Origin of the sequence: Silvanigrella paludirubra (assembly GCF_009208775.1) — a bacterium.
Taxonomy (GTDB): domain Bacteria; phylum Bdellovibrionota_B; class Oligoflexia; order Silvanigrellales; family Silvanigrellaceae; genus Silvanigrella; species Silvanigrella paludirubra.
Map to the genome: position 1 here is coordinate 785,227 of NZ_WFLM01000001.1, position 17,271 is coordinate 802,497.

The 17,271-nt window shown below is 29.3% G+C and carries 14 protein-coding genes; 5 read left to right on the plus strand and 9 right to left on the minus strand.

Going from position 1 to position 17,271, the window contains the following annotated elements; translation table 11 throughout:
• Positions 1-39: 39 nt before the first annotated feature.
• From GCL60_RS03520 to GCL60_RS03530, 3 genes are all read left to right on the plus strand, one after another.
• The gene (locus tag GCL60_RS03520; RefSeq protein WP_153418484.1) at positions 40-1,533 is read left to right on the plus strand and encodes a methyl-accepting chemotaxis protein; all 1,494 of its coding nucleotides are present in this window, start codon (positions 40-42) and stop codon (positions 1,531-1,533) included.
• Between the two features lie 165 nt (positions 1,534-1,698).
• Positions 1,699-3,189, plus strand: coding sequence for a HAMP domain-containing methyl-accepting chemotaxis protein (locus tag GCL60_RS03525; RefSeq protein WP_153418485.1), 1,491 nt, complete (start codon positions 1,699-1,701; stop codon positions 3,187-3,189).
• Positions 3,190-3,192: 3 nt separating this feature from the next.
• Positions 3,193-4,053, plus strand: coding sequence for a transporter substrate-binding domain-containing protein (locus GCL60_RS03530; protein WP_153418486.1), 861 nt, complete (start codon positions 3,193-3,195; stop codon positions 4,051-4,053).
• On the opposite strand, the gene asnS is transcribed toward GCL60_RS03530, so the two are convergent.
• Entirely contained in the window at positions 4,050-5,453 is a 1,404-nt protein-coding gene (gene asnS, locus GCL60_RS03535) for an asparagine--tRNA ligase (RefSeq protein ID WP_153418487.1), read from the minus strand. The genes GCL60_RS03530 and asnS overlap by 4 nt on opposite strands.
• 199 nt (positions 5,454-5,652) lie before the next feature.
• Between asnS and GCL60_RS03540 the strand changes: the two genes are divergently transcribed.
• Entirely contained in the window at positions 5,653-6,465 is an 813-nt protein-coding gene (locus GCL60_RS03540; RefSeq protein ID WP_153418488.1) for a hypothetical protein, read from the plus strand.
• An 11-nt stretch (positions 6,466-6,476) separates the two neighbouring features.
• On the opposite strand, the gene GCL60_RS03545 is transcribed toward GCL60_RS03540, so the two are convergent.
• From GCL60_RS03545 to hemH, 7 genes are all read right to left on the minus strand, one after another.
• Positions 6,477-7,865, minus strand: a complete 1,389-nt coding sequence (locus tag GCL60_RS03545) for an OmpP1/FadL family transporter (RefSeq protein WP_153418489.1) — start codon at positions 7,863-7,865, stop codon at positions 6,477-6,479.
• Positions 7,866-7,947: 82 nt separating this feature from the next.
• On the minus strand, positions 7,948-8,337 hold the full coding sequence (locus tag GCL60_RS03550; RefSeq protein ID WP_153418490.1) for a hypothetical protein: 390 nt from the start codon (positions 8,335-8,337) through the stop codon (positions 7,948-7,950).
• Positions 8,337-9,428 (minus strand): phospholipase D-like domain-containing protein, encoded by a 1,092-nt coding sequence (locus tag GCL60_RS03555; RefSeq protein ID WP_153418491.1) that lies wholly within the window; start codon positions 9,426-9,428, stop codon positions 8,337-8,339. Before GCL60_RS03555 ends, GCL60_RS03550 begins: the two co-directional genes overlap by 1 nt.
• A gap of 85 nt (positions 9,429-9,513) precedes the next feature.
• Positions 9,514-10,605, minus strand: coding sequence for a protein-glutamate methylesterase/protein-glutamine glutaminase (locus GCL60_RS03560; protein ID WP_202613992.1), 1,092 nt, complete (start codon positions 10,603-10,605; stop codon positions 9,514-9,516).
• Between the two features lie 108 nt (positions 10,606-10,713).
• Positions 10,714-11,541 carry a tRNA pseudouridine(38-40) synthase TruA gene (gene truA, locus GCL60_RS03565; RefSeq protein WP_153418492.1) on the minus strand — a complete coding sequence of 276 codons (828 nt, stop codon included), beginning with the start codon at positions 11,539-11,541 and terminating at the stop codon, positions 10,714-10,716.
• Positions 11,542-13,575, minus strand: a complete 2,034-nt coding sequence (gene uvrB / locus GCL60_RS03570) for an excinuclease ABC subunit UvrB (protein ID WP_153418493.1) — start codon at positions 13,573-13,575, stop codon at positions 11,542-11,544. It abuts the gene before it with no gap.
• Positions 13,576-13,593: 18 nt separating this feature from the next.
• The gene (gene hemH, locus GCL60_RS03575; RefSeq protein ID WP_153418494.1) at positions 13,594-14,631 is read right to left on the minus strand and encodes a ferrochelatase; all 1,038 of its coding nucleotides are present in this window, start codon (positions 14,629-14,631) and stop codon (positions 13,594-13,596) included.
• A gap of 156 nt (positions 14,632-14,787) precedes the next feature.
• Here hemH and GCL60_RS03580 point away from each other — a divergent pair, with 156 nt between their 5' ends.
• A complete protein-coding gene (locus GCL60_RS03580) occupies positions 14,788-16,494 on the plus strand; it encodes an adenylate/guanylate cyclase domain-containing protein (protein WP_153418495.1) in 1,707 nt (568 codons plus the stop codon).
• Here GCL60_RS03580 and GCL60_RS03585 read toward each other — a convergent pair.
• On the minus strand, positions 16,491-16,946 hold the full coding sequence (locus tag GCL60_RS03585) for a hypothetical protein (protein ID WP_153418496.1): 456 nt from the start codon (positions 16,944-16,946) through the stop codon (positions 16,491-16,493). The two genes, GCL60_RS03580 and GCL60_RS03585, sit on opposite strands and share 4 nt — an antisense overlap.
• Positions 16,947-17,271 lie beyond the last annotated feature (325 nt).

A 17,271-nucleotide genomic window follows, 5' to 3' on the forward strand; every position in this document is an offset into this window, starting at 1 on the left:
TATTAAAAATTCCAAAGTTCCAAACATTTGGAGATATAAATGCTAAAAAAATTCAGTATCAAAAGAAAAATGTTATTTTGGAATATTTTAATCATAATCGTATTTAATATCGTGTTAATTTATCTTTCAAATGATGCGCTTAATCGGCTTATGAAAGAAAAACAAATAAAAATAAATTCACTAACGGATGTAGCAGAAGATATTGTCTATAAATATATTAAGCTTGAAAAAGAAGGTAAAATGTCACATACAGCCGCAATGGCTGCAGCTGCAGATGCCGTCGAATTTTTCAGATACGAAAATGGAAATTATATCTTTATTGATGATTATGATCAAAGACAAATAGTGAATCCAACAAGGCCTGAAAATAAAGGACAGCTTCAACCCACAGCACCTGAAATGCTAAAAAGACTCCATGATATGATGGATAATAAAAGTCCTGGAGAGTATTTTTATTACACAGCAAAAAAACCTGGGTCTACTTCTTTCTTGCCAAAAATGTCTTTTACCAAACCAATTCCAGAATGGAAATGGTACATTGGAACTGGAATTTATATGGATGATATTGCAGACCAAAAGATAAATTATATTGTTGAAATCAGCATTATTTGTTCCATCATTTTTATTTTTCTAATGGTAATTTCAACTTTATTTTCAAATTCAATCACAGTACCTCTATCAAAAATAGCCACATCTTTACTAAATTCTTCAAATGAAATGGAATCAAAATCTTTAAACTTAACAAAGATGAGCGAAGAAGTTGGAAATTCTTCAAGATCTCAGGCTGATTCAATACAAGAAACAGCAGCAGCAATTGCAGAAGTAACAAGCATGATTGCAAGAACATCTAAGTTAACAGAACAATCAGGTGAACTTGCTCATATCATCGCTGAAGGAACACAAAATGGAGAAGAATCCGTAAAACGCATGGTAACATCTATGGAAGCGATTCAAGAATCAAGTCAGAGGCTTTCTGATATCGAAACAATCATTAAACAAATTGAAAGCAAAACAATGGTTATCAATGAAATTGTTTCTAAAACAGAATTGCTTTCACTCAATGCATCAATTGAAGCCGCAAGGGCAGGAGAATACGGAAAAGGTTTTGCTGTTGTAGCAGAAGAAGTAGGTAATCTTGCGAATACGAGCGGCAAGTCTTCAAATGAAATTAGAGAATTATTAGAAAAAAGCAGAGTTAGCGTTCAAGACATTCTACAACTCACAGTTCAAAGAGTATCAGAAGGCCAGGAAAAAACTCGATTGGTAGCGACTACATTTGAAAAAATAACTCAAGATGTAAATAATATAAATACGCAAATGCAACAAATAACAGAAGCAACAAAGGAACAAGAAATTGGTGTAAAACAAATTGCAACCGCAATGGCAAGAATAGACTCTTCTGCAATTAATAACTTATCAAATGCTGAAAAGTCTGTTCAAGCATCTTCACAAGTTTTTGATATTAGTAAAATATTAAAAACAATTTCAAAAGAAACAGAAGATATTATATTTGGAGAAAAAAAAGCAATATAAATTTAAACACTTAATTACAACTAAACATTGAAACCATATTCAAAATATTAAAGTTTCATCTCGTCAAGAAAAAAATTGACTTTATTCAATAATATAAATTTGACATAATTTTTTATGAAATTGATATAAAGTAAATATATTAACATTTTTTCAAAGAGAAAAAACATGAAAAAGAAAAGCCTTGCTTTTAAACTTTACACATCCATATTTATTTTACTAAGTATTATTCTTATTACATCTATTTATACAGTAACAATGATTATAAAAACAAGTAAATTCGCAGATGAAACCGCCTTGAGCTGGCTTCCAAGTGTTGATACAGCTCAACGTATCGTTGCAAAAATTGTATTATTAAAGTCACAGCAATATGAACTTTTAACGCTATCAGATAAAGATGAATATTTAGATCAAATTGTTTTAATAAATGATACAATTAAAGCAATAGATGCCTTAATTGCCATATATGAAACAGAAATTACAGAAGCAGAAGAACAAACTGAATTGCAAAAATTCTTACCAATTTGGTCTGAAATTAAAAGTTTTGCACAAGATATCTTTAAAAGTGCTGAAAATAATAATGAAAAAGAAGCTCTCAATTTAATTAAAATAAAATCAGCTCCCCTTTTTAAGAAAGCAGAATATATCTTTTTTGAAATTGCAGATATTAATTACAAAGGAGCTATTGCTTCTACTCGTAGGGGAACTTTTTTTACTGAACTTACTATATTTAGTATGATCTTTATATTATCATTAAGTATATTAATTTCATTTATCATTTTTAGGATCATAAATACTTCAAGTAATTCAATTAAACATGGTATTGAAAATCTAAAAAAACAAAGTATTACGACAAATGATATTGCCATTTTACTAAAAGAGGGCGCAAATTCATTATCAAAAACTGTGGTTGAACAAGCGGATGCTGTTTTAAAAACAGGTGCCGCAGTCAATCAAATTACAAGTATGGTAAATAGAACTTCAGAAAACTCGAATGAATCAAGAAAAATTGCAGAAAATGCCACTTTAACCGCAAATGAGGGACAGGCAATTATGCAAAAACTTGTTTCTGCTATGCAAAACATCCAAGAATCAAATAGCAAATTGCAAAATATTGCAGAAATCATTGCACAGATAAATTCAAAAACAGCGATGATTAATGATATTGTTTCTAAAACAGAATTGCTTTCACTCAATGCATCAATTGAATCTGCAAGAGCTGGAGAACATGGCAAAGGATTTGCCGTTGTTGCAGAAGAAGTTGGGGCGTTAGCAAAAATTAGTGGTAAATCAGCTAATGAAATTCAAGAATTAATTACAAAAAGCCAAGAACAGGTGAATAAAATTCTTGCCATCACAAAAGAAAGAATTGATGAAGGAAAATCTGTAACAACAGAAGCGCAATCTGCTTTTCAAAAAATTGCGGATTATATTTCTTCGATGACAAATGCAATATCACAAATATCTGATGCCACAAAAGAACAAGAGGTTGGTGTAAGACAAATTGCTGCATCAATGGGAGATATTGATAAAACGACCGTATATAGTAAAAATGCAGCAGAGACCAATTTAAACTCTGCAAATAAATTAGTTAATGAAAGTGTTAAACTTGATACAACAGCTAAAGAAATAGAAGTTTTAATTAAAGGGGATATATAGTTTATGCCAAAATTATTTTATAATTTTAAAAAAATAATTATAATTTTTACTTTTATTTTTCAAATAATTATTTATAGTCCTTTTGTTTATCCAGATGCCATTTCAGATATTCGCAAAAAAAATGAAGTTGTTTTTGGAATAAAAGACAATTTGGTGCCATTTGGTTACATAAACAAAACAGATAAAAAAACCAGAAAACTTGAGGGTTACGATATTGATTTTGCAAATGAAATCGCTAATAAATTAAATCTTAAAGCTGTTTTTAAACCTGTAAATTCATCGAATAGAATTCCATTATTATTAAAAAAAGATGTTGATATATTAATTTGTACTATGACAATTACAGAAAAAAGAAAAGAGGAAATTGATTTTAGTCATCAATATTTTGTTTCTAAACAAAAATTTTTAGTTCATAAGGAAACAGTGCATGAATTAAAAGATTTAGAAGGTAAAATTATTGTTACCTCAAAAGGCTCAACTGCTGAAACTAATACAAAAAAGTTTCTTCCAAAAGCAAAAGTTTTAGGTTTAGAAGATTATTCTCAAGCAGCACATGCACTTTATCTTGAAAAAGTATTTGCAATTACTACTGATGAGTCCGTTTTATCTGGTATTTTATCTAATATGAAAAGTAAATCTGATTTTGAAATCACAAAATTCGATATTTCTTCTGAGCCTTATGGGATTGGAGTAAGAAAAAATTCGGATGATTTATTAAGATTAATAAATGATACTTTAGAAGAAATGGAAAGAACGGGAAAGGCAAAAGAAATTTTTGATAAATGGTTTGGCCCTTCTTCATCTGTTCCATTAACAAGAGATTTTAAAATTGAACCAGCGAAATTAGGGTCTAGTAAAAATTAAAATTTACAATTGCCTGGTGTACGTGGAAAAGGAATTACATCACGAATATTACCCATTCCAGTAATCCACATAATTAATCTTTCCAAACCTAAACCAAATCCAGCATGAGGGACAGAACCAAAACGGCGTAAAGAAACATACCAGTCCATGTGTTCTGCATCTATTCCTTTTAATTTCATTCGTTTCTTTAAAATGTCTTCACGATCTTCTCTTTGACTACCACCAACAACTTCGCCAATTCCAGGCATTAAAACATCCATCGCTCGAACTGTTTTTCCATCGTCATTTAAATACATATAAAATGCTTTTTGTTCTTCAGGATAGTCATAAACAATTGTAGGTGATTTAAAGTGTTCTTCACAAAGGTAACGTTCATGTTCACTTTTTAAATCACATCCCCAAAACAAGGGATTTTCAAATTCTTTGCCGCATTTTTTCAAAATATCAATGGCCTCAGTATAACTTACACGAATAAATGGATTTTCTAAGGCCATTCTTAAGTATTGTCTTGTATCAATTTGATTTTTTTGAATACAAACATCAATGTCATCATGACAATTTTCTAAAATATCAGAGACAACATAACGAATCATATCTTGAGCAAGATTCATATTGTCTTCTATATCAGCAAAAGCAACTTCAGGTTCCACCATCCAAAACTCAGCAAGGTGTCTTGAGGTATTTGAATTTTCAGCGCGAAAGGTTGGACCAAAAGTATAAACTTTATTCATACCCATAGTTAACAACTCGCCTTCGAGTTGTCCCGTTACGCACAGCATTGAGGGTTCAGAAAAAAAGTCTTTTTCAAAATCTACTTTTCCGTCTTTTGTTTTTGGAACGTTAGCTAGATCAAAGTTTGTTACTTTAAATGATTCTCCTGCACCTTCTCCATCTGCTGTAGTAAGAAGTGGAGTATGAACGTAACAAAATCCTTTTTCAACAAAAAAGCGATGAATTGCAAAACTCACTCGACTACGAATTCTAAAAATACTGGAGAACGTAGAAGTTCTTGCACGCATATGTGCATTTTCACGTAAGTATTCCAATGTCATTTCTTTTTTTTGCAAAGGAAAAGTTTCTGGATCTGCAAATCCAAAAACCTCTATAGAAGAAGCCTGCATTTCATATTTTTGTCCTTTTCCCGGACTTAAAACGAGATTACCTTCTATTTTAAGAGAACAACCTGTTGTTAATTTTTCTACTTCTGCATAATTTGGTAAATTTGCATCTACAATTACTTGTAATGATTTAGCGCAAGTTCCATCATTAATTTCTAAAAATGAGAATTTCTTAGAACCTCTTTTGGTTCTGACCCATCCCGCTATTACTATTGTGGAGGGAGAAATGTTGTCCGCATGAATCTCGGAAATCTGGGTCAATCCAGAAAGTAAAGTTGCCATTGTTTCACCTTCAAATATTTAATAAAATCAGTTTGCTAATCATTATTAGGGTTTAAGTATTTTTGGTACTATATTTATAACCTACCCAAAGCTCACAGTATGTCACAAGCTTTGGATAAGCGCAATGTATTCTATTTTCACTGAAACGAATTATCTATCGTACTTATGAGTTTTATCTAAAACATTTGGGAGAATTACATTGACCTTCTTCAAATTTATAAATCATTTTAAGAAGATTTTTATCATTTTATTCTTTTTTATATCAAACAAATTCTGTTTTGCTCAAAATACAGGGACAAGACAAAATGAACGAAATAATGAGCGCTGGTCCCTTTCTACCTATTTTACGGAAAGAGCAAAATTAAAACAGTCCGATTTATTAATTCGATTTTATAGTGATGGATCTGGTAAAAATCGCCCCCGCATTGAACCTTTTGCCTATGGACTTTGGTACAATGGCTTATTAAGTGATGGAAGTACCTGGGAAGGCATAGGGTACGGAGGAAGTTTATACTTTAATAATTTTATTTCAGGTATTTTTAAAATACCCACTCCAAATATTGTGCCAGGAGTATTTGGAGAACATAGAGAAGAAATGTCTAGAAATATAAGTCGAATTGATTCCTATGGTCCCTCACTTCGTTTCTTTGGGCGCAATCAGCAAGACTCGGCCTTATTTATCAATTTAAAAAATACACAAAGAGATTTACAGGGACAATATTATGAAGAGTGGAATTGGGAAACAGCGGCTGTTATTTATATCGCTCAAAATATTCGTTTAGAAGGATCGTGGTTATTTTCAAATGACGACTGGCCTGCTTTTTCTTCGAATTATGCTAAACAAAGTGGATTTAAACTTGGTGGTGGGATTGAAATTGGTTTTTTTCGGGTTAGCGGTTTTTTTGAAAAAAATTCTTTTATTATTAAAAATCCAAATTATACTTTAAATCCAAATGCATTAAAATCTTTTGATGAAATTCGGCGCGTCATTCAAGTGGGTATATCAATTTAATATTGAAAATATTATAAATTACTCGAAATTCCTAACATGACAATTAAAGAACTTAAATCTGCAGATGGATAATTGGATTTAGAATCTATTATATTAATTGTATATTTTGCATTAAATGTTTTTTGATACACTGCTGTCAAACTAAATATAGAGTTTTTATCATTTTTATAAGCCACTCCCGATGTCACTCCATAAAAATCAGAATCTATAATACCTTCAGAACTCACATCTGTTCCCGCATATTTATTTGTAAAAAATCCCATCCTTAAAAAAATATTATCATATATATTTGTGTCAGAACCTAACGAAACATTTAATATAGGCTTTACACTAAAATAGTCAATATCAGAGTGAACTCCAGTATGATAATCTAAGTCTAAACCCAATAAAGAAACATTTAAAATTTGCCAAGCCATACCAAAACGAATTTCAAAAGGCATCTTTTTTAAAAAACTTTTATTATTAATAGAATTTTCTAAAAATCCATATTGATAAACTGGAGATCCATCGTCAGAATTAATAAAACCTGGGCCAAGTGGGGAACTATTAGCATCTGTAATTACGAAAGAACTTGTAGAATGTCCAAGAGCCTCTTTTATAATTGGGTATTTATAATTCAAACTAAGACCAATTGAAAAACTTTCAATCAATTTGTATAATACTCCAAAATTTAAGCTTACCCCTCTAATTAATGCTGAAGTATCAAATTCTCCTGATATTAATTTATAAACTTCGCCAGAATTAGTCTTAAATGGGCCTAACAATAAATTTAAAGTTTCTAGATTTTCTTCTTGATAATTAAAAAAACCTACAGACAATCCTAAACCTAAATTTGAAAATATTTTTTTAGAAATAGATACTGAATAATTAGATTCTTTTTGAGTTTCTCTCTTAATATAATTCATTTTATTTATTTCTAATGAATTATCACTATAAAGTAATTTACTACTACTATTAAAATTAAGTCTTCTAAAGTTATTTTCATTATCAGGGACATAAATACTAAAACCAATAAAATAATCTTCATCAAACATAGTCAATTTCATTGTATAGCCCAAAAATCCATTTAAAGAATCAAACGTCGTGTCGTTCAATTTATAATCTGTTGCGCCAAAAAAAGAATTAATTTTTAATGTATTGAAATAAAAACCACTTGTAGAAACACTAAGCTCCTTATCAGAAGAAAAAGCAATACCTCCTGGGTTATAATATATTCCAGACGCATCAGAAGATATGGCTGTATAAGCTCCGCCCATAGCGACAGCTCTATCTCCAATTAAAAAATCATTATAGTGATGCCAATCGCCAAAAATTTGAAAATGAATTAAGAAAAATATTATTATAAATAGGATTTTTAAATTATCTTTCCAATTTGTATTTAAATAATAAAATATTTTCAATTTAATTCCTTAAAATCTATATTTTTTAATTTTACCTTAATTTTATTAGGAAATATTTTCATTGTCATTTAAATTTAATTTTTTATAAATAACTTGTCATTCCAATAAGAAATGAATACGAATAACAATCTACTGATGGGTATTTTCCCTGAGAGGCAAATGCAGTAGTTGAATAAGATGCATTAAACGATTTTTGATATATTGCAGCAAAGCTAAATGTTGATTTATTATAGTCTATTGCAAGACCAGCAGTTACTCCTCTATAATCCGAATTTATAATTTCTTCTGGTTCCGTTTTTGCACCTGCCCAGTTGTTTGTAAATAAGCCAAATCGAAAAGTTAAATTTTCTATAATTTTTAATTGAGATCCAAAGGAATAATTTACAATTTGCTTGAGACCCAAAAAATCTAAATCCGAATGAATTCCTGTATAATAAATTAAATCAAAAGAAAGTAATATTTTCCTTGTCATTATAGATTTTTAATACTTGTTTGATAAAGCATATTCCAATCATTCATATAATTTTCTACTAAAGAAGATTGGTTATAAAAAACCATAATATTATTACACTGCTCATTTTCTGCCGAAGTTGTATAATTAAAACTTCCAAAATCCAAAGTACTGTTATCTATAATCATATATTTATTATGCATAATACTAAATTTTTTATTTAAACTTATATTTGCACCTGCATTCATTAGATCCTGAACAGCATCATTATTTAAATTTGCTTTGTAATCTAACACAATATTTAATTGAACACCGTTATTTTGTCTATTTTTAAGCGCATTCAGTATATCTGAGTCTGTAAAGTCATAAGCTGCCATATAAATATTGTTTTTAGCTTGCTTAATAGTTTGAATAATAATTGTTTTGGCAGAAGGAGAAGAAGTTATATAATTACATGCATTAGAAAATGCAATTTCAACCACTCCTTTTTGAATTTGAAAAGTAGATAAACCTGAAATAGGAAATTTAGTAACATTTTCCTTGATAAAAGAAAAATTTAAACTTTTAGATTTTGAATTTGGAATTTTTTTAGAATTTGAAAATAATCTTTCAAAATTATTTGTATAAAGTTTTGCTATTGCAGGCTGATTTTCAATGAATAAAGCATTTTCTGCGTTTCTTTTATCTGCATTATTTGAATAATTAAAACTTCCTGTTTGAACTGATTTATTATCAATTATAATATATTTATTATGCATAATTTTAAATTCATTATTTAATACCACAGGAATATTAGCATCTAATAATGCTTGAACATCGGAACCATTTCCATTTGCTGACTTTGCATCTACAACAACGCGCACATTCACACCACGCTGATGAGCATCTACAAGTGCATTAAAAATATCATCACTCGTAATAACAAAAGCAGCTAAATTGATACTTGATTGGGCTTCATTTATAGCCTTTAAAATAACATCAATAGCACCTAAATTTGGACTAAATCCTAAACTCGCATTTTGGTTTGACAGTTTTACAGGTATGGCATTTAAAGAAAAAGGAGCGGACATAACAACAGAAACAAAAAAAATACGAAAGCAATTTTTATGCATATTTCCCTCTATAAATTATATTTGTTGAGAGAAATACTAACAATGGAAGTTTTGAATTGCAAATTTTTTTTTATAATAAGATTTTTCAAATTACATTTTTTAATTCGAGTTTAGAACACTCCATAATAATTCTATCTGGCATCTTTTCTAAAGGTAACACCTCATCAATAGCCCCCTTTGCTATTGCTTTCTTAGGCATACCAAAAACAACGCATGATTTTTCATCTTGAGCTATATTAAAACTCCCTGCTTTTTTCATTTCATACAATCCCTCAGCCCCATCTCCTCCCATACCAGTTAATATGATTCCCATGCCATGTTTTCCAACATTTCTAGCCATAGAAGAAAACAAAGGATTTGCTGATGGTCTTACACCGTGAATTAATGGCCCCTCTTTTAAACGAATAAAGTAACTATTTTGAATACGAATGATTTCCATATGAATATCCCCAGGAGCAAGCAATGCCCTACCAGGTAAAACTTCATCATTATTTTGTGCTAATTTTAATTCAAATTGGCAAACTCTTGCTAAAGATTCAGCAAAACTTAATAAAAATTCTTTTGGCATGTGTTGCACAATTAATATTCCAGGAATATTTGATGGTAATTTAGATAATAAATTTCTTAAAGCTTCCGTTCCACCAGTTGAAGCTGCTATAGAAATTATTTTAATTTTTTGATTTTTTGTTATTTCAGGAAGAGGTTCTATTGCAATTTGTTTAACTATAGGTTTAATTTCAATTTTATTATTTAAAATAGCTCTAGCAGCGACTCTTACTTTAGTTATTAGACTATGAGCAACTGGCTCTATATTTAAACCTGGAGATATAACTTGTTTTGGAAAAATATCAATAGCACCAAGAGAAAATGCTTTTATTGCATTTTCTGAATTTTCTTTTGCAAAACTGCTAATTATGATGGTTGGTGTCGGATAAATTTTCATCATTTTTTCAAGGAATGTCAATCCATCCATTTTAGGCATATGAAGATCTAATGTAACAACATCGGGTTTGAGTTTTTCTAACATTTCAAGAGCAACAAATGAATCTTCTAAAGCACCAACAACTTCTATAGATTTATCAAAAGAAAGTAAACTTGTAATAAATTTACGTATAGAAATAGAATCATCAACAATTAAAACTTTTATTTTTTTCTTTATAAGGGTTTTATTTTTCAAAAAATCCTCAGTTCATTTTAAACATAATTCTTCCTTCATAAGAATACAAAATATCTTCTTAACAATATTAGGCAAAAAATTACGATAGTAAAGGAGCTGACGATCACACTAGCAGGGTGCTAATTCTTTCTTATTGTTTTGAAGCTTTTGGTTCATTTGATTTTTATCATAATAAACTTCCATTAAGGTAAGTGCCCAAGAAGGAGCGCAAACTCCAGTTTGAGAACGATCTTTATGAATGAAAGCTTCGGTTATGGTATTCTTGTTACGTTTGCCGCTGGCAATTTCTACAGAGGTCCCAACAATATTGCGAATCATATTTTTTAAAAAACCGTCTCCCCAGATATCTATAATTAACATTTCTGGATAAATAGGATGAGTCCATGCATCTATTTTAAAAATTTGGCGAACCGTTGTTTTAGCGGAACAATCCGAAGCACGAAAAGCCGCAAAATCGTGTTCTCCTTCAAATTGAGACAAATATATTTTAACATCCTCTAAAGATAATTTTGAGCGAACATGCCAGCATCTTTTTGTAAGAATCGCATGCTCAGAAAAACCATACCAAATTAAATAGCGATAATGTTTTCCAATAGATTGAAACCGGGAATGAAAATTAGAATCAACAAATTCAGCATGGTAAACAGAGATATCGAGTGCTAAATTTGCGTGTAATATTCCATTAAATCCTTTAATAATTCTTTCTGCAGTTAATTGTGTCACAGTATGAAAATTCAAAACATAATGCTGAGCATGGACTCCGGCATCCAATCGACTACACCCACATAAAGTAACAGTTTCATTTGTTAATATTTCCCATGCCTTATTCAAGGCTTCTTGAACAGTAAATACATTGGGTTGATATTGATAACCATGAAACTTTTCACCATTCCAAGAAACAATTAATTTTAAATTTCGATATTCCTTAGTTTCCATTTAAACATCACCTGAAAGCAATATGATTTGTTCTTTTAAAATATTCATTTTATCACGTAGTTCTGCAGCAAGTTCAAATTCCATCCTTTGTGATGCTTTTTGCATTTCTTTATAAAGCTTTTGAACATGCTTCTCTAATTTTTTAGGATCTTTTAATATTTTCATATCTCCTAAATATGACACAGCTTGCATAAGTTTTTCTTGATAATTATCACCATAATCTAAATTATAAATTTTTCGAAGATCTTCTGGTATTTTTTTCAAAATTGTTTGAGGAGTTATGTTATTTATTTGGTTAAATTCATCTTGCTTTATTCTTCTTCGATTTGTTTCTTCAAGACAATATTTAATACTATCAGTTTCTTTATCTGCATATAAAATAACGCGTCCATTTATATTACGAGCAGCTCTTCCAACCGTTTGTATTAAACTTGTTCTACTGCGAAGAAATCCTTCTTTATCAGCATCTAAAATGGCAACTAAGGCAACTTCTGGAAGATCTAATCCTTCTCTTAATAAATTAATACCCACAAGAACATCAAAAATACCAAGACGTAAATCTCGTAAAATTTCTACACGTTCAATACTATGAATTTCAGAATGAAGATATTTTATTTTAATATTAAAATCTGCAAAATAAGAAGTTATATTTTCAGCCATTTTTTTAGTTAAAGTTGTTACTAAAACTCGTGATTTTTTTGCTATTGTTTCTTTAATTTCATATAAAAGATCGTCAATTTGCCCCTTTGCAGGTTTTACTTCAATAATGGGATCAATTAAACCTGTTGGACGAATAATTTGTTCTACAATTTCGTTACTTGCATGCTCTAATTCATATTTAGCAGGAGTTGCAGAAACATAAATAGTTTGACCCATTCGTAATTTAAATTCATCAAAATTTAAAGGACGGTTATCTAAAGCAGAAGGCAAACGAAATCCATATTGAACCAATGTTTCTTTACGAGCACGATCTCCACGATACATCCCCCCAATTTGAGGAACAGTAACATGGCTTTCATCAATAACAAGTAAATAATCTTTTGGAAAATAATCTAATAATGTTGAAGGAGGATCTCCAGGACTTCTTCCATCAAGGTAACGAGAATAATTTTCAACACCTTGACAGTAACCTATTTCTCGGATCATTTCTATGTCATGTAATGTTCTTTGTTCTACCCGGTGTGCTTCTATTAATTTTCCTTGAGCTTTAAATTCTTCCATTTTTATTAATAAATCTTTAGTAATATTAGAAACTATTTCCTCTATTTTTTCATTATCTAGGACATAGTGAGAGGCAGGATAAATACTTACTTTATGAATTTTATCTAAAATAGTTCCACGGAGAGCATCAATAGTAGCAATCTTTTCTATTTCGTCCGCCCAAAATTGAACACGGACTGCTTTTTCATTTTCATATGCGGGAATCACTTCAACAATGTCACCACGAACTCTAAATTTACCTCGTTCCAATGAAATATCATTTCTACTGTATTGAATAGCTAATAATTGGCGGATAAAATCGTCACGAGAAAGTTTACTTCCTTGCTCTAACAAAATTCGTGAATTTAAATAAGCATCGGGAGCTCCAAGCCCATAAATACAGCTAACGGAGCTTACAATAATGACATCCCGTCTTTCAAATAATGACTTTGTTGCGCTATGGCGCATTTTATCAATGTCATCATTTATCGATGCGGTTTTATCTATAAAGGTATCCGTACTAGGTACATAGGCTTCAGGCTGATAATAATCATAATAACTTACAAAATATTCGACTGAATTATTTGGAAAAAGCTCTTTAAATTCTTGGAATAATTGTGCTGCTAATGTTTTATTATGAGCAATTACTAACGTAGGACGCTGCGTTTTCGCAATGACATTCGCTATGGTAAATGTTTTTCCAGAGCCTGTTACCCCAAGTAATATTTGTTCAGAAACCCCATTATTTAAACCTTCAATTAATTTATGAATTGCCTGAGGCTGATCTCCCATAGGCTCCATGGGCCATTCTGTTTGGAATTTTTCATCAACCATAAATTTCCTTTTTTTATCTCATTTAGAAGCTTGTTTTATCATATTTGCAACTACTTCAGACCAATATGGATTTGAATTTAAAGAAGGTACTAGTTTTAAATCTTCACCACCTAATGACAACCATTGTTCCTTTGCTCTTATTTGAATTTCTTCAAGAGTCTCTAAACAATCTGCAACAAAAGCCGGACACATTACGGCTATTCTTTTAAACCCTTTTTTAGCAATATCAGGTAACACGAGATCGGTATAAGGCTTAATCCAAGGGCTTCTGCCCAAGCGAGATTGAAAAGAAGTTACAAAAGTATCTTTTTTCAATTGCATTTTATTTGCAATAGATCTTGTCGTATCATAACATTGTGCACGATAACAATAAAAATTTTCATTGCAAATTTCATTGCAACAGCTTTCTTTTTGCAAACAATGTCTTCCGTCAGATAAATCTGATTTTACAATATGTCTTTCTGGTAAGCCATGATAACTAAACAAAGTAAAATCTGGTTTAAATTCTCTCATAATATCTTTATAAATAATGGAAAAACTCTCAATAAATCCAGGATTATTATAAAATGGAGGCATATAAATAAGCTGCGGAACATTCCACATAGAATTTGCTATTTTTCCTACTTTTTCAAATACAGTTCCTGTTGCAGCAGATGAATATTGAGGAAACAAAGGAAAAACAATAATTTTATGTGCTCCATTTTCAACTAACTTATGAATGGCTTTTTCAAGGGATGGGTTTTGATAACGCATACAAAATTCAACCAAATAATTTTCTCCTAATAATTGAGAAACATTTTTAGCTAAATTGGAACTATGGTACATGAGAGGAGATCCTTCAGGTAACCACACCGTTTTATAAGCATGAGACGATTTTGAACTTCGAAAAGGTAAAATAATCAAACGCAACAAAAGAAAACGAGCTAAAGCAGGTATATCAATGACACGCGGATCAGACAAAAATTCTTTTAAGTAGCGTCTGACATCGGGAGTTTCAGGAGAATCAGGTGTCCCCACATTGACTAATAAAACACCAATTCTATTGTTTAATTTCATTTTAAATTCCATTTTTTTAAAAATAATCACACAGAATTCTTGTTCTATAAAAATAGGCAAGAATCAAACATATAGGAAAAACAGTAGCCCTCTTTCCATAAAAATTGAATTATCATGACTTATTAAAGGTTACCACCGAATCCAGCAGGTTTAAAAATGTTTTCCATACGAAATCGATTTTTAATTACCATGTGTTTTTTAATTGCACTTGCCTCAAGCGTTTGTCTTACATTTGGAGCATGGCTTTTATTTATTCAATTAAAAAATTCGTCGTTAAAGCTTTTAAATTCTGCAAAAGAAACGCTACAATCATCCATTGAATATGAATTTTTAAAATTAGGAAGTGATACTAAAATACTTGCTAGCTTAAGTGATTTTATTAAAGAAATCGAATCAAGACAAAATTTTGCAGTATTAAAAATTGCTGAAAAATTTCAAAATGAGTCTGAGCTTTCGGAAGTTTCAAGTTATGATAATGATGGAAATCCAATTTCATTAGGTGGTGATAAAAAAAATACACAATTTATCAATTTTTTTTCGGATTCAAATAATAAACCATTATTTGATGGATTTAAAGGCGCTTTAAATGGAAAATCTAATTCTAATTTATTTGTAAACTCTCATGTAAAAATAATCAATATATCTCCCATTATTTCAGCAAAACAGAAAGTTTGTGGTATTTTATCTACATCAATTTCCTTAGATAATAAGTTTTTAGAAAAAACAGCAAGACTAACTGGTGTTGATATTTCCTTTATTTCAAAAGATAAATTGATTTCAAGTTCAATTGACGATGTAAATGAAAAAAATATTATAACAAAAGAATTTGAAATGAATAAAATAACAAATAATGAAAAAGATAAATCTTGGGTGTCAAATAATTCTTACTACTTACTATTCCAAATAAAAAGTAAATCAACGGATAATAAATTATATTCTCTTTTATCTATTTCAAATAAAGAAAATGTCTATGTCTTTGATAGTGTAAAAAGATTTATTATTTTGTTTGGTATTTTTATCATTATTATCTCATTGATTGTATCTACATTTATAGCATCAGGAATTACAAAGGGGATAAAAAAACTAGAAAAAAATGCGGCAGCACTTGCTTCTGGAAAACTCGATGTTTTAATTGATACAAGAAGCAAAGATGAAATTGGAATGCTAGCAAAAAGCTTTGATACGATGCGCAAATCGGTAAAACAGCTTATTTTTAATTTAAATGAAACAAATACTTCATATCAAAGATTCATTCCTAAAGAATTTATTGATATTTTAAACAAAGATGACATAAAAAGAGTAAAATTAGGGGACTATCTTGAGCTAAATATGACGGTTTTATTTTCTGATATTCGTGATTTTACTTCGATGTCTGAAAATTTAACTCCTAAAGAAAATTTTGAATTCATCAATTCTTTTTTAAAATTTATTGCTCCTATCATCAAAAAACAAGGAGGTTTTATTGACAAATATATAGGAGATGGAATTATGGCCCTTTTTCCAAATGAAAGTTACAACGCAATTTTAGCATCTAGAGAAATTGTTAATGAATTAAAAAATTGGAATGAATCAAGAGTTTTAAATAATAAAATTCCTTTAAAAATTGGGATTGGTTTAAATTCGGGAAAAGTGATTATTGGAATTATTGGAGAAGAGAAAAGAATGGATGCCACTGTTATTGGTGATACTGTTAATATAGCTTCACGCGTAGAAAGCATGACAAAAACTTTAAACTGTTCCATATTAATGACAGAAAAAACATATCATTTATTAACTGAAGAACAAAAGCAAAATATGGAAAATATGGGAGAACATAAGGTAAAAGGAAAAGCAGAAAGTTTAATGTTATATAAAATAGATTAAGGATTTATTATTAAAGATTTTTTGATTTGAATATCTTTAAAAACACGATACATTAAAATTAAGCTTGTAATTGATAAGAATATTTCAAAAATAACACCAACAATGAGCTCGTTTTGAATTAAAATAGTTAGAATAATAAAAGGTATTATGAACAAAACAAAAAGCAAATTATTTAAAACAAAACTAATACTAATATATTTTCCTAAAAAATCTTTTTCTTTAGAATTTCCATTTACTTGATAACATAAAATAATAGAAAAAAGCATGCATAAAAAGTAAATTGATATTGAAAACCATTCATAGCGATTTCTATGGACATATTCTAATTGTATAAGATTATAAATTAAAAAATATTCTATAAAATTTCCTAAATAATAATATAATTTATCTTTTTCAGACAATTGATTTGATATTATTTGCTTTTTAAGTTTTTTAATATTCAAAAAATACATATTATACACCTTTTTAAATAAAATAAATGACAAGAATTGAATTACATTTTTTTATTAAAGATATCAATTAATTTTTGAATTAATTTTTATATAATATAAGTTATTTTTACATATTTTTTAGAATATTTTTTTAATTTAATTTTAAAAACGCGAAAACCAAAGACTAGATTTTAAAATTATTTTTGGTAATCTATTTCAAATCAATATGATTAAAATTTAAAATTATGAATTATTTTTAAATTTTAATCATATTGATTTAATTTTATTTCTATAATAATAAAATGGAATGTTAAAATTGATTTTTTTAACAAATGTTTACAAAATA

Coding starts and splice junctions, on each gene's coding strand:
- GCL60_RS03530 (WP_153418486.1), top strand. CDS start 3,193: ATGCCAAAATTATTTTATAATTTTAAAAAAATAATTATAATTTTTACT.
- GCL60_RS03585 (WP_153418496.1), bottom strand. CDS start 16,946: ATGTATTTTTTGAATATTAAAAAACTTAAAAAGCAAATAATATCAAAT.
- GCL60_RS03580 (WP_153418495.1), top strand. CDS start 14,788: ATGTTTTCCATACGAAATCGATTTTTAATTACCATGTGTTTTTTAATT.
- GCL60_RS03550 (WP_153418490.1), bottom strand. CDS start 8,337: ATGACAAGGAAAATATTACTTTCTTTTGATTTAATTTATTATACAGGA.
- GCL60_RS03520 (WP_153418484.1), top strand. CDS start 40: ATGCTAAAAAAATTCAGTATCAAAAGAAAAATGTTATTTTGGAATATT.
- truA (WP_153418492.1), bottom strand. CDS start 11,541: ATGGAAACTAAGGAATATCGAAATTTAAAATTAATTGTTTCTTGGAAT.
- hemH (WP_153418494.1), bottom strand. CDS start 14,631: ATGAAATTAAACAATAGAATTGGTGTTTTATTAGTCAATGTGGGGACA.
- GCL60_RS03555 (WP_153418491.1), bottom strand. CDS start 9,428: ATGCATAAAAATTGCTTTCGTATTTTTTTTGTTTCTGTTGTTATGTCC.
- asnS (WP_153418487.1), bottom strand. CDS start 5,453: ATGGCAACTTTACTTTCTGGATTGACCCAGATTTCCGAGATTCATGCG.
- GCL60_RS03525 (WP_153418485.1), top strand. CDS start 1,699: ATGAAAAAGAAAAGCCTTGCTTTTAAACTTTACACATCCATATTTATT.
- uvrB (WP_153418493.1), bottom strand. CDS start 13,575: ATGGTTGATGAAAAATTCCAAACAGAATGGCCCATGGAGCCTATGGGA.